The sequence below is a fragment of the Listeria sp. ILCC797 genome (assembly GCF_900186185.1).
In the GTDB taxonomy this organism is placed as follows: domain Bacteria; phylum Bacillota; class Bacilli; order Lactobacillales; family Listeriaceae; genus Listeria; species Listeria goaensis.
This window is the reverse complement of record NZ_FYBS01000005.1, coordinates 1-26,164: the sequence shown is the minus strand read 5'-3', so window position 1 is coordinate 26,164 and position 26,164 is coordinate 1. Positions and strand designations below refer to the sequence as shown.

The following is a 26,164-nucleotide window of genomic DNA, read 5'->3' as shown; positions in this document are numbered from 1 at the left end:
AACGAACATACATTCTATAAAGGAGGTTCTAAATGAAAATCATAAAAAATTCTAAAGGCTATACCACAACGATAGGGATCAAAAAAAACGGAAAATGGACAACGAAACGAGTCACAGAAGCAACGAAACCCAAATTACGTATGACAGTTGCTAAGTTATTAGAGGTTTCGAACAGAAACGAAATGCCTATCGATGACTATAAACTATTTGAGTTCATCGAGTTATTTTATGATACCTTTAAGGTAAATACTATTGGGGTATCTACACAAAATTCTTATGAAAATGCTTTTCGTGAAATAAAGGAATATTTTGGTAATATTAAATTACAAAAAATAACGCCTATTGATTATCAAAAATTCATTAATACACTGGGAGAGAGTCTTGCGAAAAGCACTGTGGAAACAAGAAATAAAAAAATACGCGCTATGTTTAATAAAGCAGTCCAACTGGGATATATGCGTACAAATCCCACGCATGGTGTAGTATTAGCCGGAAAAGATGTCGCGAGTTTAAAACTACAATTCATTGATACGTCTCTTGTCTCCCCTCTTATAGAAGAACTAACTGAGTTTTTTTCCATATCAAGAGCTGTTAATTTTATAGCACTACAAACGGGGATGCGGTTTGGGGAAATAGTGGGGTTAACATGGTATGATGTGGATTTAGAAAATAAATTTATCAATGTAAAAAGTGCTTGGGACTATAAAGGTACTCAAACTTTTGTTTCTACAAAGGGCAAAGACAGACGAAAAATATTTATCGACAGTTCTACAGTTGAATATTTAGCTAGCTATAAAAAATGGCATGAAAAATTCATGCAAAAAAATGACATTCAAAATAAATATTTATTATTATTCTGTTCCCGTAACAATGTACCAGTGGACAATCAGTCGTGCAATAAGGTGCTTAAGAAGTGTTTTAATAAAATTAGTAACGAGGACATTACTTTGCATAAATTACGCCATACACACACTGTACAGTGCCTAGAAAGCGGAATGGATATTATCTATGTATCAGAACGTTTAGGGCATGCTGATATTAATACAACTTTAAAATACTATACACACATTAGTTCACATATTCGAGCAATCAATGAAAAAAGAACGCAAGAATATTTTAAACGTACAATCAAACTACCTAAAATGTAAAAAAAATGTAAAAAATAAAAGGAAATGATAGGAAATGATAGGAAACTAAAAAACTTCCGAATCAGTCAAAACACTTGATGCAACAAGCATTTCCAACGATTCAGAAGTTTTGTAAAAACCTTTAAAAACGTCCTGAGAGGGATTCGAACCCCCGACCGACGGCTTAGAAGGCCGTTGCTCTATCCAGCTGAGCTATCAGGACAAATGGCTAATTTTTCAACAGCCAAGTACCATTTTATTTCGATTTCATTCGTTTGTCAATGGTTTTATGCAAGTTCGCTTATATTTTTGCAAAAAGAGAACTTTTTCAAGCCTTCAAAAGCGGAAAAACTTGCGTCAGCTCCGTCAGCTCCTGATCATCTTCGTCCATGAATTTTACGCAAATTCCTTCAGGAACACTTTCGATTAAAGCATAGGTTTTCACGCGAATTTGACCTCGCGGCAAAGAAATACTGCCAGGGTTTAAAATGAGCGTCTGGTCAATGAGTTCAGCGCCCAACTCGTGTGAGTGGCCAAAAAAGACAAAGTCAGCATCAAGCTCACGCGCCCGGTAGCGTAAGTTCATTAACGTCATTTTAATATTGTATAAATGACCGTGCGTCACAAAAATACGGTACTCGCCGACCTCGATAACGAGGTCATTAGGAAAGTCAGCGCCAAAATCGCAGTTTCCACGTACCGTCTGAAAGCCTTGAATAGCAGGATCATCCTTTTCAAGTTCAGAGTCACCACAATGAATCATAGCATCCACTTTGTTTTCATATTTTTCCTTTAAACGAAGCAGGCAGTCATGTTCATGATGACTGTCGCTAACTACTACTAATTTCATAAAATGTATATCCTCCCCATGTGCTACTGCTTTCTATTTTCTCACTTTTTATCAATTTTTTCTAGTACTTTTTCAATATTCGCACCAAGATTTTTAATTGCATTCGCACGATGGCTAATTTGGTTCTTTTCAGCAGGCGTTAAATTTGCCATCGTCACACCGCGTTCAGGTAGGAAAAACAATGGATCATAGCCAAACCCGTTTTTTCCAGAAAGCGCTTGTGCAATTTTCCCTTGGCAATCACCTTCATAATAATCAACCTCGCCGTCTGGTGTGGCAAGAGCTAGTGTGCAGTGGAATCTTGCCGTACGCTTTTCATCTGGCGTGTCTCCGAGCTCGCGTAAGAGCTTTTCATTATTCTTGGCATCATTATGTGCCTCGCCAGCATAACGCGCAGAATAGACGCCCGGGGCGCCGTCTAGTGCATCTACAATTAACCCCGAATCATCAGCTAGCACCGTTTGATTTAAAATTTTCGCTACCGTCGTCGCCTTTAAAGCAGCATTTTCCGCAAAAGTCGTACCCGTTTCTTCGATTTCACCAATTTCTGGAAAATCTTTCAGCGTTAAAATTTCCACATCATATTTTTCTAAAATCCCACGAAATTCCTGTGCTTTTCCAACATTTCCCGTTGCAATTACTAATTTTCGCATCTCTTTACTCCCCTTTTATAAGCGCCGTAATATCCGCACCTAATTGTTCTTTTTGTAGCTCAACAAGCTCCGCAATCCCTTTCCGCCCTAAGCGAAGAAGTTCACTTAGTTCCTCGTCAGAAAAAGTCGCCTCCTCGCCAGTTCCTTGTAGCTCAACAAACCGCCCTGCACCCGTCATAATCACGTTCATATCAACGTTTGCAGCGCTATCCTCCACATAATTTAAGTCTAAAACCGCTTCCTCTTCATCTAAAATGCCCACACTTGTAGCGGCAAGAAAATCTTGAATCGGAAATGAGTCAAATGATTTCTCCGTATGTAACCGATAAACCGCAAGCGTCATCGCGATAAAAGCGCCAGTAATAGAAGCCGTACGCGTACCTCCGTCCGCTTGGATCACATCGCAGTCGAGCCAAATTGTTCGCTCCCCTAGCGCGTCCAAATTGACAACAGCACGTAATGCGCGGCCGATCAGGCGTTGGATTTCCATCGTCCGTCCGCTCACTTTTCCTTTGGATGATTCGCGAATGTTTCTTGAACCTGTCGCCCGTGGCAGCATGGCGTATTCAGCTGAAATCCAACCTTTTCCTTCACCACGCATAAACGGCGGAACTTTTTCTTCAATGCTCGCGTTACAAATGACCTTCGTATTTCCAGCTGAAATTAAAACCGAACCTTCCGGATGCATGATGTAGTCTTTTTCTATCTTAATCTCACGCAATTCTTCATTATTTCTACCATCAAATCTCATTTTTACACCTGATTTCCTTATTTTTCCCCAAGAGTGATGTGTTCGACATCCATTTGAGGTAGTTTTAGCCAGTCGTTTGCGATATTATGGAAAATTTTGACCGAACCTGTTGTATAAAAACGGTGATCGGTTTCGCCGCCTCTTCGTTCGAGCAAATCATGATAATCGAGCAGTGCGCTCACTTCGCTGGCCGTTTCCTCACCAGAATTAATGACCGCAACGCCTTCGCCCATCACGTTTTCAATAAGCGGCTTTAAAAGCGGATAATGCGTGCAGCCCAAAATAAGCGAATCAATTTTTGTGCTTTTTAGCGGCAAAAGTGACTCTGCAACAATTTTTTTCGCGATAGCGCTTTTATATTCGCCCGATTCCACAATCGAAACAAATTTTGGACATGCAAGTGAATCCACTTTGACTTGATTATTCAGTCCCTTCAAAGCGTTTGGATACGCCATGCTTTGAACGGTTCCAACCGTCCCGAGTACACCAATATGATTGTTGCGCGATGCTTTAAGCGCCGCCCTAGAACCAGGCTGAATAACACCAATGACAGGTATATCTAATTTCATGCGAATATCTTTTAACGCCGCAGCAGTTGCCGTATTACAAGCAATCACTAACATTTTGATCTTTCGCTCCACTAAAAAATTCGTCATTTCCCAAGTGAATTTTAATACTTCTTCTGTATCACGCGGACCATACGGACAACGTGCTGTATCACCTAAATAATAAATGTTTTCATGAGGAAGTTGCTTTAACACTTCTTTTACTACGGTTAAGCCCCCAACCCCCGAATCAATAAATCCTATTGCTCGTTTCACGGTCTCGCCTCAATTTCTATTTTAAATCTATACGTTTCCATTTTCTTATTTTTTCCCACTTTTAGCAAGTATTTTACAAAAATTATCCTTCTCTCTTTCCAATTGGGGCTACTTTTAGTTATAATAGTGAAGAAGAAAGTGGGGTATTCACAATGACAGAAGAAATTCATGAAGACGTTCAGTCGCAAATTCCAAGCTTCGGCCTTGAATTGTTGCGAGACCATCTTATTCCTGAACTACTAGGCGAGGAAACACCACATATCCTCTACTGGGCCGGAAAAGATTTAGCAAGAAAATTTCCTTTAGCTTCTCTTGATGAAATAAGCGCATTTTTTAAAAAGGCTTCTTTCGGCGAACTTACGCTTACGAAAGAGAAAAAAGACGAGTTACGGATTACTTTAAGCGGTGAGCAGGTCGAAAAGCGCTTTTTAGCGGAAGGAAATCCTACTTTTAAACTAGAAGCAGGGTTTTTAGCGGAACAAATTCAAAGTCAGCGAGGCTTCTACGCAGAAGCTTACGATGAAATCAACGCGCGGAAAAAAGAGGCGCTCCTAATTGTGAAATGGGACCGGAAAGAAACGACCGATAACGAGGAAAACTATTAAAAATCAGGTAGCACGTCATGTTTAAAAGCTGACGACTACCTGATTTTTTTATGTGTATAATTTGAAAATGTTGCAACAACCATCATAAAAGTTATTGCACAAACTATTTCTTTATCGATTTTACTTTTTAAAACTCATATTGCGTATTTCTACAACTTTCTAAACTACCTTACTAGAATAGCAACAGTCGATTCAGAAACTTTAATACTTGCACTATCATACGCAATGATGGAAACGATATCTGTCATCGAAGTAATTTGCGGGCGAGCGTAATATGAATAGTTTCCTGCTGTAACTGGAACTTTGCTTAAAGTAACTCCATTTACTTTTAACGCCACATACCTTACATTGCCCGTATATGTTCCAGATACATATTTATCTTGGTCTATTGTATAATCGTTTGCTGTAATGGTGCAAGTTGTACTCCCAGAATTGTATAATTTTACTTCCTCTCTCGCAATGACAGTACCTTTTGAGTCATAACCAATGACATACACTTTATCTGTAGTTCCATTCGTAATATTTGGTCGTGCGTAATATCGATACTTCCCATCTGTTGCAACTGGAACTTTACTTAGCGTAGCTCCGTTTACCTCTAAAGAAACATATTGCACATCACCCGTATACGTTCCAGATACATATTTATCTTGGTTTACCGTATAATCATATGCGCTAATGCTACCTGTTGAACTATTTGTATCGTTTAATGCAACTTTTGTTTTCGAAACTTCAGCACCACTTGAATCATAACCAATCATATACATTTGATCTGTATTTGCATCTGTCTCCGTTAATCTGGCATAGTACTGATAGCTACCGCCTGTAACTGGAACTTTACTTCGTTTAACTCCTTTTACTTCTAATGCAACATACTTTACATCACCTGTATACGTTCCTGTTACATATCTATCTTGGTTTATCATATAAGGATTTACTGTAAGGGTACTCGTTATGTCACTACCTGTTTCTGTGCCAAGTAATGTAACTTTCTCTCTTGCAATTTGGGCATTTTTCGCGTCATAAGCAATGATGTACACTTGATCTGTATTTACATCTGACTCCGTTAGTCTGGCATAGTATTCATAGCTACCACCTGTAACTGGCATTTTACTTCGTTCAATGCCCTTTACTTCTAATGCAACATACTTTATATCGCCCGTATACGTCCCTGTTATGTATCTATCTTGGTCTACTGTATAAGGATTTACTGTAATAGCCCCTCCTGTCACAGTATCTGTGCTGCGTAACGTGACTTTCGTGCGTGCTAATTGTTGATTAGAAGAATCAAGCCCAACTAGATACACGTCTTGGTTTACGTCAGTAATCTCAGGCCGCGCATAATATTCAAAGCTTCCAGCCACGGGAATAGTCGCTTTTCTAAGACCATCTACTTCTAAATAAACCCTTGTCACAGCACCTGTAGCCTCTGCTTGAATACGACTATCTGTACCAACATAAAAGTCTTGGTTGACAATGATTGTGCCTGCAGCATTCGTATTTGTTTCCGTGTCAACGTTTACAACCTCTTGATTAGTTTCTGTCGCTAACACATCGTGTGGTAAAGTAGTCATAACTGTTGCAACAAACACTGTAGCTGCAATAATACTAACACTTAACTTTCTTAACTTAGCTTTTTTGTTCTTCATATTTATCTTCTCCCTTGTTTAAGATAGTCATTTAACAGCTGCCTTTAAATCTAAAAACATGTATATCTTAAAAAAAACTTTTCACAGTATACCGTTATTGATTTTATATGCTTTAGCACACCGTTTAGCCTCGCTTGTTATTTATGATTATCTTTTCTAAATAATTAAAACTTCGTTTGGATGCTCCTCCTTTGATGGGAATTATGACGAATGTGTTTTGAAATATCAAAATACACATAATCATGATACCATCAAAGAAACACACGAAATGGATATTAAAATAGTTTTCCTTACATATTTTATGTATAAAATGTTACGTTTATTTTTTTAAAAGTATATTATTTATGTAATCAAGCCAGCGGAAAATAGAAAATTTCCTTTAGCTTCTTTTTCGGAAAAAGAAGACTTTGTTAATTGTGAAATGGGACCAAAAAAATAAAAGCATAAAACCAGACATAATCCCATTTTTAAAATGGAGTTCACTGGTTCTATGCTTTTTTGTTGCTTGATTATCTTACCGCGACTGGTGATTCAGCAATAAGACTGCCTGCATTATTATATGCAAGGACTGAAACTACATCTGTTGTCGAAGTGATTTGTGGACGTGCATAATACGTATAGTTCCCGTCTACAACCGGAATTCTACTTAAAATCGTTCCGTTCACTCTCAAAGTAATGTATTTTACATTCCCTGTATACGTTCCAACCACATATTTATCTTGATTTAATATGTAGTTATATGCTGTAATAGTGCCATCTAGTTCACTATTCGTCCCGGACAATGTCACTTTGACTCTTGAAACTTCATTGCCTTCTGAGTTATAGCCAATAACATATACTTGATCCGTATTGGCATTCGTAATATTTGGCCGCGCATAATATTGGAAACTACCATCTGTTGCAACTGGAATACTGTAAAGAACCGTGCCGTTCACTGAAAGACCTACTTTTTTGATATCTCCTGTATACGTTCCTTTCACATAAGCATCCGCCCCAACAATAAAATTCTTAGGAGAAACTGTACCTGTTCTTATTTGTCCATCTTTTAAGGTTACTTTTGTGCGTGCTAACTGCTCATTAGAAGCATTAAGTCCAACTAAATAGACATCTTGATTTACGTGAGTAATGACATTCTTGGCATAGTACTCAAAGCTACTCGCCACAGGAATAGTTGATTTTCTCACACCATCTACTTCTAGATAAACTTTTGTCACATCTCCAGTAACTTCCGCTTGAATTCGGCTATCCACGCCAACAAGATAATCCTTTTTGACGCTGACTGTACCAGTAGATGTCTGAGTTTGTACTACAGTTGTGCTTGCACTTGACGTTTTACCATTTGCTGTTGCCGTTGCAATAATAACCGTATTCGCAGCTTGTTTTTGTATCGTTAATACATACACACCATCAGAAGCCACTCGACCTCTTGCTAACACCACACCACTTTGATTTTTCAATTCAATATCTGCATTTGGCTCTGCTGTCCCTTCTGCCCTTACTGAATCTGTTGTTAATGACTTAATGGTTGTTGGTGCAATGCTTTCGCGTTTAACCGTTGTGGATGCACTTTCGGTTTTACCACTTACCGTCGCTGTAGCTGTAATAATTGTTCCCTCAGTTTGCTTTGGAATGGTCAAACTGTAGTAGCCATCTGTCGCAACTTTGCCTCTCGCAAGGATAATACCACTTTGGTTTTTCAATTCAATATCTGCATTTGGTTCCGCGGTTCCTTCTGCCCTTACTGAATCCGTTGTTATCGCTTCAATGGTTGTTGGTGCCATACGTTCTCGCACAACTGTTGTGGACGCGCTTTCGGTTTGCCCCTTTGCCGTCACAGTAGCTGTAATAATTGTTCCTTCTAATTGTTTGGGAATCGCTAAATTATACCTACCGTCAGAACCTACGCTTCCAACTGCCAGTTGCGTCCCGCTTTGATTTTTAATGCTAATTATAGTGTTAGGTTCAGCTGTTCCTTCCACCCTCGTCGAATCAGTTGTAAGCTTATTAATTGTAGTAAAAGCAAGATCTGCCTCTTTCACAATGATAGAATCTACACTAAGAGCAATGGTTGATTGATTATTTACTATTTCACGATAAGCTAATGATATTTTTATTTTAGTACCTGCTGCTTGTTTTGGAATAACAAATGCAAATGTACCGTTAGTATTGACTGTACCACTCGCAATTTGGTTCTCGGAATCATTCACTGAAATAACAATATCTGCTCCTGGCGTCGCTGTCCCACTTATTACGTTTGAGTTTGGGGTAACAGGATACGTTTCAAATGGAATACGGTCAGTATAAACGACCGTTGCATCAGCACTCGAAGTATTGCCATCTTTAGTTGCTGTCACTGTCATGACCGTATTAGCTGCTTGTTCCGCAATGCTAATTCTATATCCGCCTTCAAAATCTGCGCGTCCTGTCCCAATTTGGACACCATTGTTAGTAACCGTAATGGCTGAACCAGGTTCTGCAAAACCTTTAGCGATTGTTGATTTTGTAGTGGCACCTCCCCAAATTGTTGTAGTTCCGATGGCAGCGTTTACATTTTTAACAACTTGATTACCCACTCCTTCCTGATTCGCTTCAATCGCTACCGCATTATAAGGTATTGTCGTTAGAATAGTTGATGCAATAACAGTGGACAAAACGGTACTAATGCTCAATTTCCTTAACTTAGATTTTTTGCTAGTCATGTTTGCACTCTCCCTTTTTCTTAGTTAAGACAATCTTCCAAATTAACATAACTAATCGCCTTTTTACAATCTAGAAAATATGTAAGTTCACTTTGATTTAAAGTGAGGTTGGGTGGTACTCAAGAAGTCCCCCCATTGATTATTCATAAGTTTTACATACTCTGACGAACCGTTTAGATTATTTTGTTTTTTCTTGATTGCCTTTTTCTGAACAGCTAAAAATTCGCGCAGTTGTCCCTCCTTTGCTATAAAGTATAACTGTTTATTTAAACTAAAATATAAACAGTTATACTCATAATAACATCAAAAAATATACAAATAGGCTAGTAAAATAGTTTTTTAAACGAAAAATATGTATATTTTATGACATTTACAGAGAATATATGAATCTTTCTTAATCTATTTGCTCTATAATAGAGTTTTAAAGAATTAAAAAAAGTAGAAAATATTTTCTACTTTTTTTCGTATTCTTCCAGCAATAAACCGTACACAACATAATCAACAAAGCGACCATTGATAAATTTTGCCTCTTTCAAAATTCCTTCTTTTCTAAAGCCTAATTTTTCAGGTAAGGACTGGCTCTTCTCATTATTAGATGCAATTTTCATTTCAATTCTATGTAACTTAAGCGTGTGGAAGCCATAATCAATTAAAAAGCGTAGCGACTTAATCATCAGGCCTTGGCCTTGAAACGGTTCAGCTAACCAATAACCTATTTCGCCACTCTGGTTGACTTTATCCATTGTATGAAAACTGATAGAGCCGACGAGTTTTCCTTCGTATTCCATCATAAATAAAGTTGGCACTTCTTCATTAACGTTCATTTGATACGCTATATTACGCGCGGTATCGCTTTTTGTTTCAGCTTTATCGCTGACCGTCAGCCAGTTTCTTAAATAACTTTTGGCCGATTTAATCAGTTCAAAATAGTCGTCTACATCATTTTTAGTTAAAACGCGAATGGTAAGTTTCTCATCAATTTGATGTTTGAACATTGGTTTTCCACCTTTCAGCCGCTATTTTAGTTGATGGCGCTTGATTTTGCCAGATGCGGTTTTGGGTAGCTCGGGCGTGATGTGGAAGGCTTTCGGAATTTTATAGGCGGCCAGTTTGGTCTTTAATGCTTCTACTAGGTGCGGCTCGCTGAACGTGGGTAAGACGACGAGGTGTGCGACTGGCACTTCGCCCCATTTGACGTCTTTTTTTCCAACAACAGCGGCTTCTAAGACGTGTTTGTCACTCAAAATGGCGTGTTCAACTTCTGTTGGGTAGATGTTTTCGCCGCCGGATATAATCAAGTCACCCTTGCGCTCTGCTACAAATAGGAAGCCTTCTTCGTCCACGTGGCCGATATCTCCGGTACGAAAGAATTCGTTTTGTGTGGCTTCGTCTGTCGCAGCCGGGTTGTTCAGATAGCCCTTGAAAACAGTTGGCCCACGCAGCCAGATTTCTCCGTCAACGTCCGCCTCATTAGCCTTTTCAATATGCAATTCCGAGGGGAACAAGATGCGGCCTGAGGAGCCGATTTTACGTTTCGCATCGGCCGGGTTTAGCGCAACAATTTGTGACGCCGTTTCGGTCATGCCATATGACTGAACAATTGGAATGCGGCGTGCAAAACAGGTTTCTAGCATGTCTTTTCGAACGGCACTTCCGCCGAGCAAAACAACACGCACGTTTTCGTGGAAAGCCGCCGAACTGTGGGCAAGTAGCCGTTCAATCATTGTCAGAACGACTGAAACATGCGTCACGTCCCCGCTCATTAGTAGTTTCGTGACGCGCACCACATCAAATTTTTCTTCCAAAAAAACTGGAATTCCGTAAATGACCGAGCGCATCAAAATCGACAGGCCACTAATGTGAAAAATTGGCACCACACAAAGCCACGCGTCCGAACGTGGATTCACGCCAAAATTTAGTGCTGAAGCTGTCGCGCTGAAGAAATGGTTCCCGTAAGTTTGCAGAACGCCTTTCGGGTTTCCCGTCGTGCCAGAGGTGTACATAACCGATGCTATGTCATCAAAATCATTTTTTGTGGCAGAAAAATCTCGTGCGATTTGCGCAGCTACTTCCGAAAATGCGTGACGCGCACCGTCTAAATCCACCGAAAAATCAGCAAAGGCATCATCAAAAAGCGTACAAATGGCGCCGCTATCCAAAATCTCAAAATTCATTTCAGAAGCCGTCAACCGATTGTTCAAAAAAACCGGAATGGCGCCAAGCAATTGGAGAGCGTGAATCATCAAAAAAGTTTCCTTGTTGTTTTTTCCAAGAAGCGCCACAAAATCGCCCGGTTTAATGTTCAGGCTGGCCAGTTTTCCAGCGTTACAAAATGCATCCCCTGCCACCTCTTCAAACGAATATTTTTCTCCGCGGAAAACAAGCGCAGTTTCATGTGGCGAAACCTGCGCTCGTTGTAATAACCAGTTCATCATGGGAATTTCGGGAATTGATCGAAGTCAGGGTCGCGTTTTTCCTTGAAGGCGTCGCGGCCTTCTTTCGCTTCATCTGTCGTATAGTAAAGAAGTGTTGCGTCCCCTGCGAGTTGTTGAATTCCCGCCAAACCATCTGTATCGGCATTAAATGCCGCTTTAATAAAGCGCAAAGCTGTCGGACTTTTCTTAAGCATTTCTTCTGCCCAAGCGACCGTTTCATTTTCCAGTTCAGAAACGGGTACGACCGTATTAATCCAGCCCATTTCAAGCGCTTCCTCGGCCGTATATTGGCGGCACATAAACCAAACTTCCTTCGCTTTTTTATGCCCGATAACGCGCGCTAAGTACCCAGAGCCATACCCCGCGTCAAAGCTTCCTACGTTCGGTCCAGTTTGACCAAACTTCGCATTGTCAGCAGCAATTGTAATGTCACAAACAAGTTGCAACACATTTCCGCCGCCAATTGACCATCCTGCAACCATTGCAATAACTGGTTTTGGAATGATACGAATGAGACGCTGTAAGTCGAGCACGTTTAAACGTGGAATTTGGTCATCGCCAACATAACCGCCGTGCCCGCGCACTTTCTGATCTCCCCCAGAACAAAACGCTTTGTCGCCTTCACCAGTTAAAATGATGACACCAATTTTTTCATCATCGCGAGCCAAATTAAACGCATCAATCATTTCCATCACCGTTTTAGGCGTAAATGCATTATGTACATGCGGACGATTAATCGTTACTTTCGCAATTCCGTTATGCGACTCATATTTAATTTCCTCAAACACTTTCTCCGTTTTCCATTCAATCATAGAAAAAACCTCCTAAAAATGGTCATTTAACCAGTTATTTATCATTTTCGATACTTCTTCGGGTGCCTCAAGATGAACCGCATGCCCCGCATCTTTCACGGAAACGTACGTCGCATTAGGCAGTAAACTCTGCACTTCCTTGGCAATACGGCAAAACTTTTTATCAAGTTCACCCGCTATAAGCAAAACCGGTATATCAAGCTCTGCCAAATCCGCCCAGTAAGAAGGCAATTCACCTGTCCCAACACCAGCTAAACTGTATATAAGCCCTGTTCCCGCTTGACTCAAACGCTCGTCACGAATTTGTTCTTGCTTATCCGCAGCTAACGACTTTTGCGAAGCAAACAAAGGCAAATTTTCCCAGTAAGCCACAAATTCCGGCACACCTTTTTCGGTAATAAATTGCGCCAAGTCCGCGTCACGGTGCCGCCGAGTTGCGCGCTCCTCATCCGTCTTGAGTCCCGGCGAACCACTTATCATAACAAGCCCGCCGTATTTTGCCTTGTTCCGCATAGTAAGCGCCAGTGCAATTCGTGCGCCCATCGAATAGCCAACTAAAACCGTAGGCTTGTCCGCTCTAACAAGCGCGTTTAATGCGGCTTCCGTTGCCTCAAGCGAATAATCATCTGGAACAGCCGAATAAGATGCGCCGTGCCCGGGCAAATCCGGCAAAATTAAATTCGCCCCGCCTAGTTCCAGCTGTCCAAATGTTTTATGTGTCCCCGTAAAACCGTGTAGCAACATCATATCAAGCTTGGCATGACGATTTATAAAACTTAAAAAGAGCTTCATTTTTTCAGGTCACGCTCCACTTGGACCGCTATTTTCTCAAAAAGAGCTTGGTGATGTGCCACATTTTCATGGCGATTTGTGCGCACTTCAATGATGTCTAACCCTTTGTTATAAGCGGCTTTGTCGAGTGCATCTTCCAAATCACTTAATCGTGTAATTTCATCATAGCCCGCGCCATAAAGTGCTGCCGTATAGCGAAAATCAAGGTTTGTGGATGTGCCAAATAGCGACTCAAAATATTTCGGCGTCTTCGCCTGAGGAAGAAACGAGAAAATCCCGCCGCCATCGTTGTTCACCACAATAATCGTCAAGTTCAAGTTGTATTTTTTGGCCATCAGTAGGCCGTTCATATCATGATAAAAAGATAAATCGCCGATAAGCAAATACATCGGTTGAACAATCGTACTCGCACCAAGGGCGGCCGAAACAACACCATCAATGCCGTTTGCTCCGCGGTTTGCAAGCATCTTCACCCGCTTATCCGTCTGCATGAAATACGTGTCCACATCCCGAATCGGCATGCTGTTCCCAATAAACAAACCCGACTGATCCGGCAGATGCTCCCGCAGCACACTCACAATTTGCCCTTCCTCCAAGCCAGCTGTTTCTTTTATATGGGAAGAAAGCACGTTTTGCGCAGACGCGTTTAGTTTGTGCCACACAGAAAGCCAATTCTCCGGAGCCTCAAACTCCGCCTGAGTCATCTCCTCAAGTAGGAAACGCTCATCGCAATGAATCATATCCGTTACACCCTTCACCGGGTCCCGCCAAGCCGCCCCAGGATCAACAACGAAAGTCCGCACATCGAATGATTCTAGCCAAATTTTCAGTGACTTCGATACCGGCATCGCCCCAAAACGAACGACCATTTCAGGTGCCATCGCCGAACAAAACGCCTCGTTTTTTAGCAGTGCATCATATTGATCCACCACAACCGTATCTTTTTCGCCGTATGAACGAAGACCAGACAGCGGATCCGCCAAGATTGGCCAACCCAATTTTCGCGCCGCCTGAACTAATTTTCCTTCCAAATTCTTCTTATCAAGCGGTCCCGCAATGATGATCCCTTTTTTCCCAGAACAATCTGCGAACATTTTATCTAGCGCTTCCTGCTCTAAAACTTCATGCGTATAATAAATCCGCACGTGATGTTTCTTCTTACCCGTCTGTGTAAACGGCGAAGGATCTAAAATCGGCGTTAATGGTTCCCGTAGTGGGAAGTTCAAATGTACTGGTCCCCGCGGCGTTTTGAGCGCAATATCAACTGAACGACTACCGTGCCATTTCGCATAGCGTAGCATCTCATCTGTTCCTTCTGGTATCGCCATATCGACCATATCTTTCACGTGGGTGCCAAACAACTGAATTTGATCCATTGCTTGCGGCGCCCCAACATTTCGCAGTTCATGCGGTCTATCTGCCGTTAAAACAATGAGCGGAATTTGGGATAAATTCGCTTCTGCCACTGCCGGAAAATAATTGGCCGCAGCCGTTCCACTTGTGCAGAGTAGGACAACCGGATTTTTCGAAGCTTTTGCGATGCCAAGAGCGAAAAAACCAGCCGAACGTTCGTCCACATGAACATGAATTTTAAGCGTCGGGTGTTCCGCCATTAAAAGCGCAATTGGAGTTGATCTTGATCCTGGGCTAATAACAGCTTCTTTGACACCTGCTTGAATTAATTCTTCGATAAAAGCAGTTAAATATGCGGTCATTGTTTCTTGGTGACTCATTCGACATTGCCTCCTAAAACACGTAACATCGGTTGAAATTTGACTTTTGTTTCTTGTAATTCTTCTTCTGGAACGGAATCAGACACAATCCCGCAACCTGCGTAAAGCACGCCAAGCGAGTCAATGACTAGCGCTGAACGAATTGCTACAGCGAATTCGCCATCAAAATCCGTGTCAATAAACCCAATTGGTCCACCGTAAAAACCACGGTCACTTGTTTCCTTCATACGAATAATCGCCCGCGCTAAATTTTTAGGTGAACCGCCAAGCGCCGGCGTCGGATGCAGCGCCCGCAAAATTTGCAGAATATTTACATCATCACGCTTTTTCGCATGAACATTCATATAAAGATGTTGGATATCCCGATTTTTTAAAAGAACCGGTTCACTGGAAATCGTTAAGTCATCTGCAAATTGTTGTAAGGTTTCTTCAATCATTTCCACAACATAATGATGTTCTCGTAAATTTTTCGCATCTTTCAATAAAGCATTCCCGAGTTTATCATCTTGTTCTGCCGTTTCGCCGCGTTTGGCCGACCCTGCTACACAAGAAGAGTGGATTTTATCATCAGAAACCGCTACTAATCGTTCTGGCGTAGCACCAAAGAACAATGCAGCACCTTTTTCCATCACAAAAAAGTAGCTATTTTCTTGTGTATCCATCATTTTTTGAAGAACTGCACCACTATCAATTTGTTTGCTAAAACGCAAGCCCATTCTTCTGGATAACACCACTTTATGTAAGTCTTCCGAATCTTTTAGCAGCGCAATAATATCACGCGCATTTTCCAAAAATTCATCCGTTTCTAATTCCTTAGCTGTAATGAGCGAATTCACTTCCATATCTGGACGTTTCGCTTCCATAATTTTTTCCCACTGACCTTTTACGGCTTCCAATTTTTTAAGCTCATCGTCAGGATAAACGACTAAGTTAACCGTTAAAAAAACTTTCTCGCTCTTTTTCGTCAACATAAATAGTGGCAAGTAAAATAATCCATCTTTAAAAGCTTGCCATTCTTTATCTGTTTCGCGTTCTGGATCAAATTTGAACCCACCAAAATAAAGCGGCCCTGTCTCTTTTTCAGTCGCGTTGGTCACCGTTCTTAATTTTAAAGCCTTTAGTTTATCTTCTAAACCAGAAAAAGCATCCTTTGCTTTATCCGCAGCTAAATATTGTTCGGTTACACCAAAGCCAGCCAGTGTTAGCGTCATCTCAGGATTTTGCCAAAAGAAACGCTCGCCAGAAAAGGCATCTTTTGCTTTTTGATACAAAATATGCGGTGCCAAATCTTGTGAGTATTCAGTTACCCAACTCAGAAGAGCAGGTTTATCTTTTGTTGCATGACGTTTCGCTTGTTCAAATAAAGCAAGAGGTAATGTAATTCCCATTTTTTTCATCGCTCCTTTACTAACACTCCTTCTATTATATCAAAAATAAAATCTTCCTGCTCATTTTGCGATTTTGGCTTTATTCATTGACGAAACTCACTATTTTCCCTAAAATGAAGAAAGGATATTTTAAAAAAGGAGCGAATAAAATGGCAGCGCAGGAAAGACAAGTTCTAGCCAGACAATCTGGTTTTAAAAAATGGTGGATGCTACTTCGGCCCCACACTCTAGTTGCCTCTTTTGTGCCCGTATTTTTAGGTACATCCGTTGCAATGCTCTACTCAAATCTTCATTTCACACGTTTTCTCGTGATGCTTGTTGCATGCTTTTTCATTCAAACATCAGCAAACTTGTTCAATGAATATTACGACTATAAAAAAGGGCACGATGATGAACACTCGGTTGGAAACGGCGGAGCCATCGTAAGAAATGGTATACGCCCGGGATTCATTCTTTTTCTAGCGATTACCCTTTACATACTTTCCATTCTAGGCGGCGTTTATTTATCGATGGAACTAAACTGGTATGTTGGCTTGCTCGGCGCAATTTGCATGCTCGTTGGCTACTTATACACTGGCGGCCCGTATCCAATCGCTTACACCCCTTTTGGTGAAATTATGGCCGGATTTTTCATGGGTGGCGTCATAACTTTCATATCATTTTACATTCAGGCGGAATTTATTGGCACACAAATCGTTTATATCTCCATTCCAATCATGGTTCTCGTAGGCAATTTATTACTCGCAAACAGCATCCGTGATTTAGACCCAGATAAAGCAAATGGGCGCTTGACACTTGCCATCTTACTTGGAAGAAGAAACGCCACAATTTTGTTCGCCCTCGCCTATGTTTTCGCTTATGCTTTTGAAATCTCGCTTATTTTCTGGGCAGGTGCGCCGTACTGGACCCTACTCATTTTAATAAGTGCTCCAGAAGCGATTCGTTCCGTCAGACGTTTCATCGGCAGAACGGAACCAATCACTATGATACCGGCAATGAAATCCACATCGAAAGCCATTACGATTTTTGGTATCGTACTCGCGATTAGTTACTTACTAAGTTTGCTTCAAATGAATTTATTTTAAAAATAGGTCAGAAAATCATTTCGCGATTTTCTGACCTTTCGTTTAGCGCAAAAAACAGGCTGCATTTATACGACATGCACCTGTTTTTTTGATTTTGCATATTCCAATAATTCGAGCGATAAATCGTAGCGTAAAAACGGCGTAATAATGTAAATTCCGTTAAAATGCGTACGAATCGCATCAATGATTTCTTTTGAGATTAGCATGCCTTCTTCGTTGCCACGACCCGCTTTTTCTGCCTCGCGCATTCGTTCACGGACTTCATTTGTCAGCCTGATACCTGGAACTTCGTTGTGCAAAAATTCCGCATTTCGGCTTGATAGAAGTGGCATGACGCCAACAAAGATGGGGACGGAGATTTCTGCCGCATCAAGCGCCTCTTTTAAGATGGCGGCCTTCTCCACATCGTAAATGGGCTGTGTAATGATGTAGTCCGCGCCGTATTCCACTTTTCGCTGAATCAAACGGACCGCTTTTTCCACATTGAGAACGTTCGGGTTGAACGCAGCTGCGACGTTGAAACGCGCCTTTTCCTTGAGCGACTTGCCTGTATAAGAAATTCCATCATTGAACTTTTTAATGAGTTGAATGAGCTCAACCGACCGTAAATCAAAAACAGAGGAAGCACCCGGAAAATCGCCCACTTTCGTTGGATCGCCTGTCACAGCGAGAACATCATGCAAGCCAAGCTTATGGAAACCCATGATGTGCGAATGCATGCCTACGAGATTGTGATCACGTGTTGTTAAATGAATGAGCGGCTTAATATTGTGCTCGTGCTTTAAGATCGAAGCAATCGCCATGTTGCTAATGCGCGGCGTCGCAAGCGAGTTATCGGAAATCGTAATCGCATCAGCTCCAGCCGCATCGAGCGCCTTTGCGCCTTCAAAAAATTGCACCGTATCAAACGTCCGCGGCGGATCGAGTTCGACTAGCACCGTGCACTCATTCTTCACTTTATCCACTAAACGAACACCTTCATGCGTGTCTGGCTCTTCAGGAACAAGTTCAATGATGGGACGAACTTCCTTTGTTCGAACTGGTTTAGTTGACCGAAGTCCCGCCCGGAACGCCCGAATATGGTCTGGTGTCGTCCCGCAACAACCACCAATGATGCGTGCGCCCTGCTTGCGGAAAATTTCACCATATTCCTCAAAATAATCCGTTTCCGCTTGATAAATGATTTTTCCTTCCTGCATTTCAGGTAGACTAGCATTCGGATATGCTGCCAAATAGGCGTTATCTAGGAGTGGCACCGTTTCAAGCGCGCGTGCCATATGATAAGGACCAAGCCGACAATTCACGCCTACAACATCTGCGCCTAGATTTGCCAATTCCTGCAAAACATCAGGTAGCTTCTCCCCGTTTTGAAGTAGCCCCGGTTCATGCATCGAAACATTCGCTACAACTGGCAAATCTGTATTTTCCCGTACAATTTTTAATACGGTTTTGAGCTCGTTAGGATCATAAAATGTTTCAAGAAGAATCGCATCCACGCCCTCCAGCAAAAAACAATACAACTGTTCCCGAAAACTACGTTTGATTTCTTCAAGTGGAGCCTGTTCCACTTTTGAATCACTAGCCCCGTTAATGCCGCCAATCGTTCCAAAAACATAAGTCCCTGTGCCACTGGTCGCTTTTTTCGCCAACCTAATAGCCGCCTGATTTATCCGTTTAATTTCATCTTCTAAGCCGTAACGCTTCAGCTTTATATAGTTTGCGCCGTACGTATTCGTTTGGATAATATCCGCGCCCGCTTCAATGTAAGCGCGGTGAATAGCAAGTACGTCATCTGGGTGCGTCACATTTAATTCTTCAAACGAACGGTCTACACCGTACGAATAAAGCAAAGTTCCCATTGCCCCGTCTGCAATTAAAACTTTCTCACTTAAATCTTTACGCAAATTCATGGCCGTACCGCCTCCTTAGAAGCGCATTCGAACGCCGTTTTGAGATCGTTCACCAAATCGTCCGCGTCTTCAATGCCAACTGAAATGCGCAACAGCTCATCAGTTAAGCCGTATGATTCCCGCAGTTCTCGCGGAATATCCGCATGTGTTTGCGTAGCAGGATACGTAATTAAACTTTCAACGCCGCCTAAACTTTCAGCAAAAGTAAAAAGCGAAACACTTCTAAGTAGCGGTGAAATAAGCGCGGCATTTTCAATATAAAAGCTAATCATGCCACCGCGCCCTGGATACTTCACTTCTTTGACTAAAGCATGGTTTTCGAGAAACTGAACGACGCGTTTAGCATTTCTTTCATGCTCTCTAATGCGTAGTGGTAGCGTTTTAAGCCCGCGAATTAAAAGCCACGAATCAAATGGTGACAGCACTTCGCCCGTTTCATTTAAAGCCGTCGCATAAAACTCACCGAGCTCATCACTTCGCACAATGACTGCTCCCGCCAGAACATCATTATGACCGCCTAAATATTTCGTAGCGCTGTGAATGACAATATCTGCCCCGAGATTTAACGGCTGCTGCAAAATGGGCGTATAAAAAGTGTTATCCACAATGAGCAAAAGCTGATGCGCGCTCGCAAATTGTGCCACTTTTTCAATATCCACTTCCTGCATAAGCGGATTTGTCGGCGTTTCAATAAAAATCGCTTTCGTATTCGGCTGTAAAAGCCCGTCAAGCTCATCAAACACTTTTCCGTCCCAATATGAAAATGCAATCGCATACTGCCGTTCAAGCGTCCCAAAATAGCGAAAAGTCCCGCCGTACAAATCTTGCAAACTAATAATGTGGTCACCCGTTTTAAACCTTTTAAAAACAAGCTGAACCGCGCTCATACCAGAACTTGTAGCAAAACCATATTTCCCGTCTTCAAGTTCTGCGAGCGCCTCCTGTAAAACATCGCGCGTCGGGTTTGCCGTCCGCGTATAATCGTACCCAGTACCCACCCCAATATCCGTATGGCGGTAAGCCGTTGAGAAATAGAGTGGCATGTTGACCGCACCAGTTTTCTCACATTTTTTATTACCAATTTGTGCTGAAATCGTCTGCTTACTTAATTTTCCCATCGAGCTTCCCCCGTTCTCTATTTTTCTAAAATGGTATAGGCCTCGCGAATTTCCTTTGTAGCGGAAACCATATCACGAAGCGCGGCAACCGTTTCTTCTTCCTTCCGCGTTTTAAGCCCACAATCCGGATTAATCCAGAAATTTTGAACTGGAATCACGCGAAGCGCGCGCTCAATATTCGTTTTAATTTCAGTCGTACTTGGAACGCGTGGGCTATGAATATCATAAACACCAAGCCCAATTTCCTTATCGTAATGATACGCTTCAAACGTGGAAATAATTTCCCCGTGACTACGCGACGTTTCAATTGAGATAACATCGGCGTCTAGCGCACTAATCGCATCGATAATGTCATCAAAATCCGAGTAGCACATATGCGTATGAATTTGCGTTTCGTCCGCGACACCGGAAGTCGTTAGCTTGAAAGCATAAACCGCATCGTTCAAGTATTTTTCCCATCTCGAACGCTTCAGCGGCAACCCTTCGCGGAGCGCCGGCTCATCAACCTGAATCACGCGAATCCCATTTTCCTCTAATGCAAGAACTTCCTTCCTAAGAGCAAGCCCCACTTGGTTGAAAACATCGCTTCTTGGAATATCGTCTCGCACAAAGCTCCAATTGATGATGGTTACGGGGGCGGTCAGCATCCCCTTCACAGGACGATTCGTGAGTGACTGGGCAAATTTGCTTTCCTTCACCGTAATATTTTCCGTAAAAGCCACATCCCCGTAAATAAGTGGCGGACGCACCGCACGCGAGCCATATGACTGCACCCAACCAAATTTCGTCGCCTGGAAGCCTGCTAATTTTTGTCCAAAATACTCGACCATATCCGTCCGTTCAAATTCACCGTGCACAAGAACATCAAGGTCCAGATCCTCTTGAATGCGAATCCAGCGTTCCGTTTCCTGTTCAATGTATGTTTCGTACTCCGCTTTCGTAATATCCCCTTTTAGGAAAGCCGCGCGTTTTTTGCGAACTTCAGGCGACTGCGGGAAACTCCCAATTGTTGTCGTCGGTAAAAGCGGCAAATTCAGCCATTCGTGCTGGGCTTTAATCCGCGTTTCAAATGGGCTTTTTCGTTCAGCAGAAATGCTACTAAGCTCTGAAAGCTCCGTTTGAACCGCCTTGTTATTCCGATGTTCCGAACGATTCAATTCCGAAACGGCAAGCTCTGCTTTTTCAAGCTCGCTAGACACCGCCTCCGCTCCGTCTGAAACAGCTTTCGCGAGAAGAACGACTTCATCCAATTTTTCATCCGCAAAAGAAAGACCATCGTACAGCACTTTATCCAAATTTGGCTCGCTTTTTTTCGTCACCGGAACATGCAGTAGCGAACTCGCCGGCTGTACAATCAGTTTGTCCTTTTGCACAAGTCGCGTTAAAATTTCAAGCTCCGCACGTTTCGCCTGAACATCCGCCCGCCAAACATTGCGCCCATCAATGATTCCCGCCGCCAAATATTTATTATCTGGAAAACCAAATTTTTGAATTCTCTCAAGCGTCTCACCATGGTCGTGAACGAAATCCAGTCCAATCGCATCCACCGGCAATTTTACAACCGCCTCATACGCGTCCACACTTTCAAAATACGTTTGCAAAATCAATTTCGCATGTGGCGCCGCCGCGCGTAATTCCGCGTACACCTCTTCAAAAAGTGCTACTTCTTCTTTTGCTAAACTCGTCGCAAGAATTGGTTCGTCTAGTTGAATCCATTTCGCGCCCGCCGCATCTAGCTCTTCAATAATCGTTTTATAAAGCGGTAAGAACTTCTGAACTAAACTCGCGAAATCATTTTTATCGGCACCTTTTCCAAGTTTCAAATAAGTAATTGGCCCAATGATGACCGGCTTTCCATCAATACCTAGCTCCTTTTTCGCTTCTAAATAAGCTTTTAGCGCCCTATTCTCTAAGAGTTTCGGCTCCACATCGTCAAGCTCTGGAACGATGTAATGGTAATTCGTGTTGAACCATTTCGTCATCTCAGAAGCAACCGCCGTATCGTTCCCGCGCGCGATGTCAAAATATGTACGTAGCGACACCTCGTTCGTAAAGTTCCCAAAACGCTTCGGAATCACACCAAACGCCACACTCAAATCAAGCACATGGTCGTACAATGTAAAATCATTGACCGGAATAAGCTCAATCCCTTTTTCTTTCTGCTTGTTTAAAGCAGCCAATCGAATCGCCTTTGTTTCAGAAAGAAGTGTATCTTCTGAAATTTTGTTATTCCAAAAATTTTCTAACGATTTTTTCCATTCGCGATTCTCTCCAAGACGTGGATACCCTAAATTTGAACTAAGTACTTTTACCATTTACCTCATCCTCTCTTTTTTATGACGCGAAAAAGCCTCCCTAGATAGAGAGGCTAAAATAATTCGAAAATAAACGAAAAATTAGTTCTCTCTTATCTTTCAAAGCAACATGCTTTGCAGGATTTAGCACCTTTTCAAAAAACTTGAAAGGTTGCCGGGTTTCATCGGGCCAGTCCCTCTACCACTCGTTATAAGAGTTTCATATTTAATTTACATATCAAATGTATTGAAATCATAATACCAAAAATAAATCTATGCTGTCAATCTTTTTTTTGAAAATAATAAAATTCCTCCCAAAATAAGAAGCAGAGCAATCGTAAAATAAAAGCTCCTCGGGCCGACCATAGTAATCAAAGCCCCCGTTACACTCGGCCCCAAAATACTCCCCACACTAAAACACATCCCCACCAAAATATTTCCAGCAGGAAGAAGATCAAGCGGCGTCAAATCCGTCATATATGAAAGCCCAAGTGAATAAAGCGATCCCACAAGTATCCCGAGCACAAAGAAAATCACAATAAAAAGCACACTACTCGAAACAAATGCTGTTAGGAAGAAAACGAGACCACCTAAAAACGTTAAAATCGGCAACACGCGCCCGCGCCCCATCCGATCACTAAAAATCCCAATTGGAACCTGAAACAAAATCGTCCCTACCGAGAAAGCAGAAATAATAAACGTAATCATATACGTTTCAATCCCAAATCTAAGCCCCACAATTGGGAAAGTCGCGTTTAAACCCGTCTCCAAAACACCATATAAAAAGGGTGGTATCATCGCTACCCAAGCAATTTTCATCACATCAGAAAAACGCTTCATACTATCGAAAAAAGAAATTTTGCGAATTTCCGTCCCTTCCGAAATAAATTCATTTTTCAGCGTCAAAATTAATCCCCACGCCAAGAGAACTAACACACCGGAAATATAAAATGGCAAATTAGGACTTACATCCATCAAATTCACAAGCTGCGGTCCAACCGCAAATCCAAGTGAAAAAAACAAGCCATAAATCGCCATATTCCTGCCACGTTTGCTCGGTTCCGTCGTAGCTCCAATCCAAGTTTGCGACGAAAAATGTAGCATATGATCCCCCACACCAATAACAAGACGCAGCAAAAACCAAAAATACAAATTAAACCACATCGGGAACAAAAATAGCGCCACCGCAACTAATCCCCCGCCAACCACAATAATCGGCTTAAATCCAAATTTATGTAGCGGCGCTTCAATAAATGGCGACACCAACAAAACGCCAATATAAATCCCCGTCGCATGAAATCCATTCACACCCGAACTAATCCCCATTCCTTCAAAAATAATCGCAATCAGCGGCAACAAAAGCCCTTGTGATAGCCCCGAAATTGCCACTATAACCGTCAAAATCCAAAACTTCCTCCTATTTCGCATCCAATCCAGCCCTCCAATTTCCAACCAAAATAAGAACAATGCAGAGGCATTGTTCTTATACTTATAATGATGACCCGTACGGGATTCGAACCCGTGTTACCGCCGTGAAAGGGCGGTGTCTTAACCGCTTGACCAACGGGCCTTACTGGCGGAGAAGGAGGGATTTGAACCCTCGCGCCGCGTTAACGACCTACACCCTTAGCAGGGGCGCCTCTTCAGCCACTTGAGTACTTCTCCAGTATAAAATATAAACTCCACAGGCAGGACTCGAACCTGCGACCGATCGGTTAACAGCCGATTGCTCTACCAACTGAGCTACTGTGGAATAAAATGGGCCTAAATGGACTCGAACCATCGACCTCACGCTTATCAGGCGTGCGCTCTAACCAGCTGAGCTATAGGCCCAAAAAAGCGGGTGAGGAGAATCGAACTCCCGACAACAGCTTGGAAGGCTGTGGTTTTACCACTAAACTACACCCGCATAATACACATAAAAGTGGCTTGGGACAGAATCGAACTGCCGACACCTTGAGCTTCAATCAAGTGCTCTACCAACTGAGCTACCAAGCCAAATGGCGGTCCCGACGGGATTTGAACCCGCGATCTCCTGCGTGACAGGCAGGCATGTTAACCCCTACACCACGGAACCACGATTGCGGGGACAGGATTTGAACCTGCGACCTTCGGGTTATGAGCCCGACGAGCTACCAGACTGCTCCACCCCGCGATAATAATATTAAATTGGCCCACTTAGTCACAAATAAAAAACGGAGGAAGAGGGATTCGAACCCCCGCGAGCTTTTACACCCCTGTCGGTTTTCAAGACCGATCCCTTCAGCCAGACTTGGGTATTCCTCCACGATATAATAATAAAAAGTGCTAAGTGGACCTTGCAGGACTCGAACCTGCGACCGGACGGTTATGAGCCGTCTGCTCTAACCAACTGAGCTAAAGGTCCAAATTTTAAAGATAGCGGCGGAGGGAATCGAACCCACGACCTCTCGGGTATGAACCGAACGCTCTAGCCAGCTGAGCTACGCCGCCACATTAATAAAGATTTAATTTAAAATTTGGTGGAGCCTAGCGGGATCGAACCGCTGACCTCCTGCGTGCAAAGCAGGCGCTCTCCCAGCTGAGCTAAGGCCCCAAATTATAGAATTTAATAATGGTCGGGAAGACAGGATTTGAACCTGCGACCCCTTGGTCCCAAACCAAGTGCTCTACCAAGCTGAGCTACTTCCCGTAAAATAAGCGCGCCCAGAAGGAGTCGAACCTCCAACCGCCTGATTCGTAGTCAGGTACTCTATCCAGTTGAGCTATGGGCGCAATATAGAAATGGTGCCGAGGACCGGAATCGAACCGGTACGGGTATCACTACCCGCAGGATTTTAAGTCCTGTGCGTCTGCCAGTTCCGCCACCCCGGCATAAAATAAACTCAGATTGGAGCGGAAGACGGGGTTCGAACCCGCGACCCCCACCTTGGCAAGGTGATGTTCTACCACTGAACTACTTCCGCATAAATATAAGTGCGGGTGAAGGGACTTGAACCCCCACGCCTCGCGGCGCCAGATCCTAAATCTGGTGCGTCTGCCAATTCCGCCACACCCGCAAAGAGTGAGCCGTGCAGGGTTCGAACCTGCGACCCTCTGATTAAAAGTCAGATGCTCTACCAACTGAGCTAACGGCTCTTTATACTAATGTATGTAAGACTGATTAAGAAAAAGATGGTGCCGGCTGCAAGAGTCGAACTCGCGACCTACTGATTACAAATCAGTTGCTCTACCAACTGAGCTAAGCCGGCATAAAATGGTGGAGGTTAACGGGATCGAACCGCTGACCCTCTGCTTGTAAGGCAGATGCTCTCCCAGCTGAGCTAAACCTCCAAAATCATTGCCCGGCAGCGACCTACTCTCACAGGGGGAAGCCCCCAACTACCATCGGCGCAGAGAAGCTTAACTACCGTGTTCGGGATGGGAACGGGTGTGACCTTCTCGCCATAACTACCAGACAATGAAA

Annotated in this window: 19 protein-coding genes, 21 tRNA genes, 1 rRNA gene and 1 riboswitch; of the genes, 3 read left to right on the top strand and 38 right to left on the bottom strand. The window is 42.7% G+C overall.

What is annotated here, in order from left to right; translation table 11 throughout:
• Positions 1–32 precede the first annotated feature (32 nt).
• Entirely contained in the window at positions 33–1,148 is a 1,116-nt protein-coding gene (locus BN1609_RS06325) for a site-specific integrase (protein ID WP_088840656.1), read from the top strand.
• A gap of 128 nt (positions 1,149–1,276) precedes the next feature.
• On the opposite strand, the gene BN1609_RS06320 is transcribed toward BN1609_RS06325, so the two are convergent.
• The 5 genes from BN1609_RS06320 to racE all read right to left on the bottom strand — a co-directional run bounded on the left by BN1609_RS06320 (position 1,277) and on the right by racE (position 4,202).
• Positions 1,277–1,350: transfer RNA gene (locus BN1609_RS06320), tRNA-Arg, on the bottom strand.
• A gap of 105 nt (positions 1,351–1,455) precedes the next feature.
• The gene (locus BN1609_RS06315; RefSeq protein WP_088809867.1) at positions 1,456–1,977 is read right to left on the bottom strand and encodes a metallophosphoesterase; all 522 of its coding nucleotides are present in this window, start codon (positions 1,975–1,977) and stop codon (positions 1,456–1,458) included.
• Positions 1,978–2,018: 41 nt separating this feature from the next.
• Positions 2,019–2,630 (bottom strand): XTP/dITP diphosphatase, encoded by a 612-nt coding sequence (locus BN1609_RS06310; RefSeq protein WP_088809866.1) that lies wholly within the window; start codon positions 2,628–2,630, stop codon positions 2,019–2,021.
• 4 nt (positions 2,631–2,634) lie between these two features.
• On the bottom strand, positions 2,635–3,381 hold the full coding sequence (rph, locus tag BN1609_RS06305; RefSeq protein ID WP_088815889.1) for a ribonuclease PH: 747 nt from the start codon (positions 3,379–3,381) through the stop codon (positions 2,635–2,637).
• Between the two features lie 17 nt (positions 3,382–3,398).
• Positions 3,399–4,202, bottom strand: a complete 804-nt coding sequence (gene racE, locus BN1609_RS06300) for a glutamate racemase (protein ID WP_088809864.1) — start codon at positions 4,200–4,202, stop codon at positions 3,399–3,401.
• A gap of 152 nt (positions 4,203–4,354) precedes the next feature.
• Here racE and BN1609_RS06295 point away from each other — a divergent pair, with 152 nt between their 5' ends.
• On the top strand, positions 4,355–4,807 hold the full coding sequence (locus tag BN1609_RS06295; protein WP_088809863.1) for a YslB family protein: 453 nt from the start codon (positions 4,355–4,357) through the stop codon (positions 4,805–4,807).
• 164 nt (positions 4,808–4,971) lie between these two features.
• Here BN1609_RS06295 and BN1609_RS06290 read toward each other — a convergent pair whose 3' ends face one another.
• The 8 genes from BN1609_RS06290 to BN1609_RS06255 form a co-directional block, all read right to left on the bottom strand.
• The gene (locus tag BN1609_RS06290) at positions 4,972–6,453 is read right to left on the bottom strand and encodes an immunoglobulin-like domain-containing protein (protein ID WP_088840655.1); all 1,482 of its coding nucleotides are present in this window, start codon (positions 6,451–6,453) and stop codon (positions 4,972–4,974) included.
• Between the two features lie 509 nt (positions 6,454–6,962).
• Positions 6,963–9,152, bottom strand: a complete 2,190-nt coding sequence (locus tag BN1609_RS06285; RefSeq protein WP_088840654.1) for an immunoglobulin-like domain-containing protein — start codon at positions 9,150–9,152, stop codon at positions 6,963–6,965.
• Positions 9,153–9,604: 452 nt separating this feature from the next.
• Positions 9,605–10,147, bottom strand: a complete 543-nt coding sequence (locus BN1609_RS06280) for a GNAT family N-acetyltransferase (RefSeq protein WP_088809859.1) — start codon at positions 10,145–10,147, stop codon at positions 9,605–9,607.
• A 21-nt stretch (positions 10,148–10,168) separates the two neighbouring features.
• On the bottom strand, positions 10,169–11,587 hold the full coding sequence (locus BN1609_RS06275) for an o-succinylbenzoate--CoA ligase (RefSeq protein ID WP_088840653.1): 1,419 nt from the start codon (positions 11,585–11,587) through the stop codon (positions 10,169–10,171).
• Positions 11,584–12,399 (bottom strand): 1,4-dihydroxy-2-naphthoyl-CoA synthase, encoded by an 816-nt coding sequence (menB, locus tag BN1609_RS06270; protein ID WP_088809857.1) that lies wholly within the window; start codon positions 12,397–12,399, stop codon positions 11,584–11,586. Before menB ends, BN1609_RS06275 begins: the two co-directional genes overlap by 4 nt.
• 12 nt (positions 12,400–12,411) lie before the next feature.
• Positions 12,412–13,191: a 2-succinyl-6-hydroxy-2,4-cyclohexadiene-1-carboxylate synthase gene (gene menH / locus BN1609_RS06265; RefSeq protein WP_088840652.1), complete on the bottom strand. Its 780-nt coding sequence runs from the start codon at positions 13,189–13,191 to the stop codon at positions 12,412–12,414.
• Positions 13,188–14,924 (bottom strand): 2-succinyl-5-enolpyruvyl-6-hydroxy-3-cyclohexene-1-carboxylic-acid synthase, encoded by a 1,737-nt coding sequence (menD, locus tag BN1609_RS06260; protein ID WP_088840651.1) that lies wholly within the window; start codon positions 14,922–14,924, stop codon positions 13,188–13,190. The genes menH and menD overlap by 4 nt, the downstream gene beginning before the upstream one ends.
• The gene (locus BN1609_RS06255) at positions 14,921–16,312 is read right to left on the bottom strand and encodes an isochorismate synthase MenF (RefSeq protein WP_088809854.1); all 1,392 of its coding nucleotides are present in this window, start codon (positions 16,310–16,312) and stop codon (positions 14,921–14,923) included. The genes menD and BN1609_RS06255 overlap by 4 nt, the downstream gene beginning before the upstream one ends.
• Before the next feature lie 149 nt (positions 16,313–16,461).
• Here BN1609_RS06255 and BN1609_RS06250 point away from each other — a divergent pair, with 149 nt between their 5' ends.
• Positions 16,462–17,397 carry a 1,4-dihydroxy-2-naphthoate polyprenyltransferase gene (locus BN1609_RS06250; protein WP_088825695.1) on the top strand — a complete coding sequence of 312 codons (936 nt, stop codon included), beginning with the start codon at positions 16,462–16,464 and terminating at the stop codon, positions 17,395–17,397.
• 65 nt (positions 17,398–17,462) lie between these two features.
• Here BN1609_RS06250 and BN1609_RS06245 read toward each other — a convergent pair whose 3' ends face one another.
• From BN1609_RS06245 to rrf, 25 genes are all read right to left on the bottom strand, one after another.
• Positions 17,463–19,307, bottom strand: coding sequence for a bifunctional homocysteine S-methyltransferase/methylenetetrahydrofolate reductase (locus BN1609_RS06245; RefSeq protein ID WP_088840650.1), 1,845 nt, complete (start codon positions 19,305–19,307; stop codon positions 17,463–17,465).
• Complete coding sequence (locus tag BN1609_RS06240; RefSeq protein WP_088840649.1) at positions 19,304–20,425, bottom strand: PLP-dependent transferase; 1,122 nt, start codon at positions 20,423–20,425, stop codon at positions 19,304–19,306. The genes BN1609_RS06245 and BN1609_RS06240 overlap by 4 nt, the downstream gene beginning before the upstream one ends.
• 17 nt (positions 20,426–20,442) lie before the next feature.
• Positions 20,443–22,740, bottom strand: coding sequence for a 5-methyltetrahydropteroyltriglutamate--homocysteine S-methyltransferase (gene metE, locus BN1609_RS06235; RefSeq protein WP_088809850.1), 2,298 nt, complete (start codon positions 22,738–22,740; stop codon positions 20,443–20,445).
• A gap of 89 nt (positions 22,741–22,829) precedes the next feature.
• A riboswitch (SAM riboswitch) is annotated at positions 22,830–22,937 on the bottom strand.
• A gap of 55 nt (positions 22,938–22,992) precedes the next feature.
• Entirely contained in the window at positions 22,993–24,147 is a 1,155-nt protein-coding gene (locus BN1609_RS06230) for an MFS transporter (RefSeq protein WP_088840648.1), read from the bottom strand.
• 70 nt (positions 24,148–24,217) lie between these two features.
• Positions 24,218–24,289, bottom strand: a tRNA-Glu gene (locus tag BN1609_RS06225).
• 4 nt (positions 24,290–24,293) lie between these two features.
• Positions 24,294–24,384 (bottom strand) — tRNA-Ser (locus BN1609_RS06220).
• 15 nt (positions 24,385–24,399) lie between these two features.
• A tRNA-Asn gene (locus BN1609_RS06215) sits at positions 24,400–24,472 on the bottom strand.
• Between the two features lie 6 nt (positions 24,473–24,478).
• Positions 24,479–24,552 (bottom strand) — tRNA-Ile (locus BN1609_RS06210).
• A gap of 5 nt (positions 24,553–24,557) precedes the next feature.
• A tRNA-Gly gene (locus BN1609_RS06205) sits at positions 24,558–24,628 on the bottom strand.
• A 16-nt stretch (positions 24,629–24,644) separates the two neighbouring features.
• A tRNA-Phe gene (locus BN1609_RS06200) sits at positions 24,645–24,717 on the bottom strand.
• A 3-nt stretch (positions 24,718–24,720) separates the two neighbouring features.
• Positions 24,721–24,796 (bottom strand) — tRNA-Asp (locus BN1609_RS06195).
• 4 nt (positions 24,797–24,800) lie between these two features.
• A tRNA-Met gene (locus BN1609_RS06190) sits at positions 24,801–24,874 on the bottom strand.
• A gap of 41 nt (positions 24,875–24,915) precedes the next feature.
• A tRNA-Ser gene (locus BN1609_RS06185) sits at positions 24,916–25,005 on the bottom strand.
• 26 nt (positions 25,006–25,031) lie between these two features.
• Positions 25,032–25,105 (bottom strand) — tRNA-Ile (locus tag BN1609_RS06180).
• Positions 25,106–25,117: 12 nt separating this feature from the next.
• Positions 25,118–25,191 (bottom strand) — tRNA-Met (locus BN1609_RS06175).
• A 27-nt stretch (positions 25,192–25,218) separates the two neighbouring features.
• Positions 25,219–25,294: transfer RNA gene (locus BN1609_RS06170), tRNA-Ala, on the bottom strand.
• A gap of 19 nt (positions 25,295–25,313) precedes the next feature.
• A tRNA-Pro gene (locus BN1609_RS06165) sits at positions 25,314–25,390 on the bottom strand.
• A gap of 9 nt (positions 25,391–25,399) precedes the next feature.
• Positions 25,400–25,473: transfer RNA gene (locus tag BN1609_RS06160), tRNA-Arg, on the bottom strand.
• Between the two features lie 10 nt (positions 25,474–25,483).
• Positions 25,484–25,572, bottom strand: a tRNA-Leu gene (locus BN1609_RS06155).
• 17 nt (positions 25,573–25,589) lie between these two features.
• Positions 25,590–25,664: transfer RNA gene (locus tag BN1609_RS06150), tRNA-Gly, on the bottom strand.
• An 11-nt stretch (positions 25,665–25,675) separates the two neighbouring features.
• Positions 25,676–25,757, bottom strand: a tRNA-Leu gene (locus BN1609_RS06145).
• A 6-nt stretch (positions 25,758–25,763) separates the two neighbouring features.
• Positions 25,764–25,836: transfer RNA gene (locus BN1609_RS06140), tRNA-Lys, on the bottom strand.
• 37 nt (positions 25,837–25,873) lie between these two features.
• A tRNA-Thr gene (locus tag BN1609_RS06135) sits at positions 25,874–25,949 on the bottom strand.
• Between the two features lie 6 nt (positions 25,950–25,955).
• Positions 25,956–26,031 (bottom strand) — tRNA-Val (locus tag BN1609_RS06130).
• A gap of 9 nt (positions 26,032–26,040) precedes the next feature.
• Positions 26,041–26,156 (bottom strand): 5S ribosomal RNA (gene rrf, locus BN1609_RS06125).
• Between the last annotated feature and the right edge of the window lie 8 nt (positions 26,157–26,164).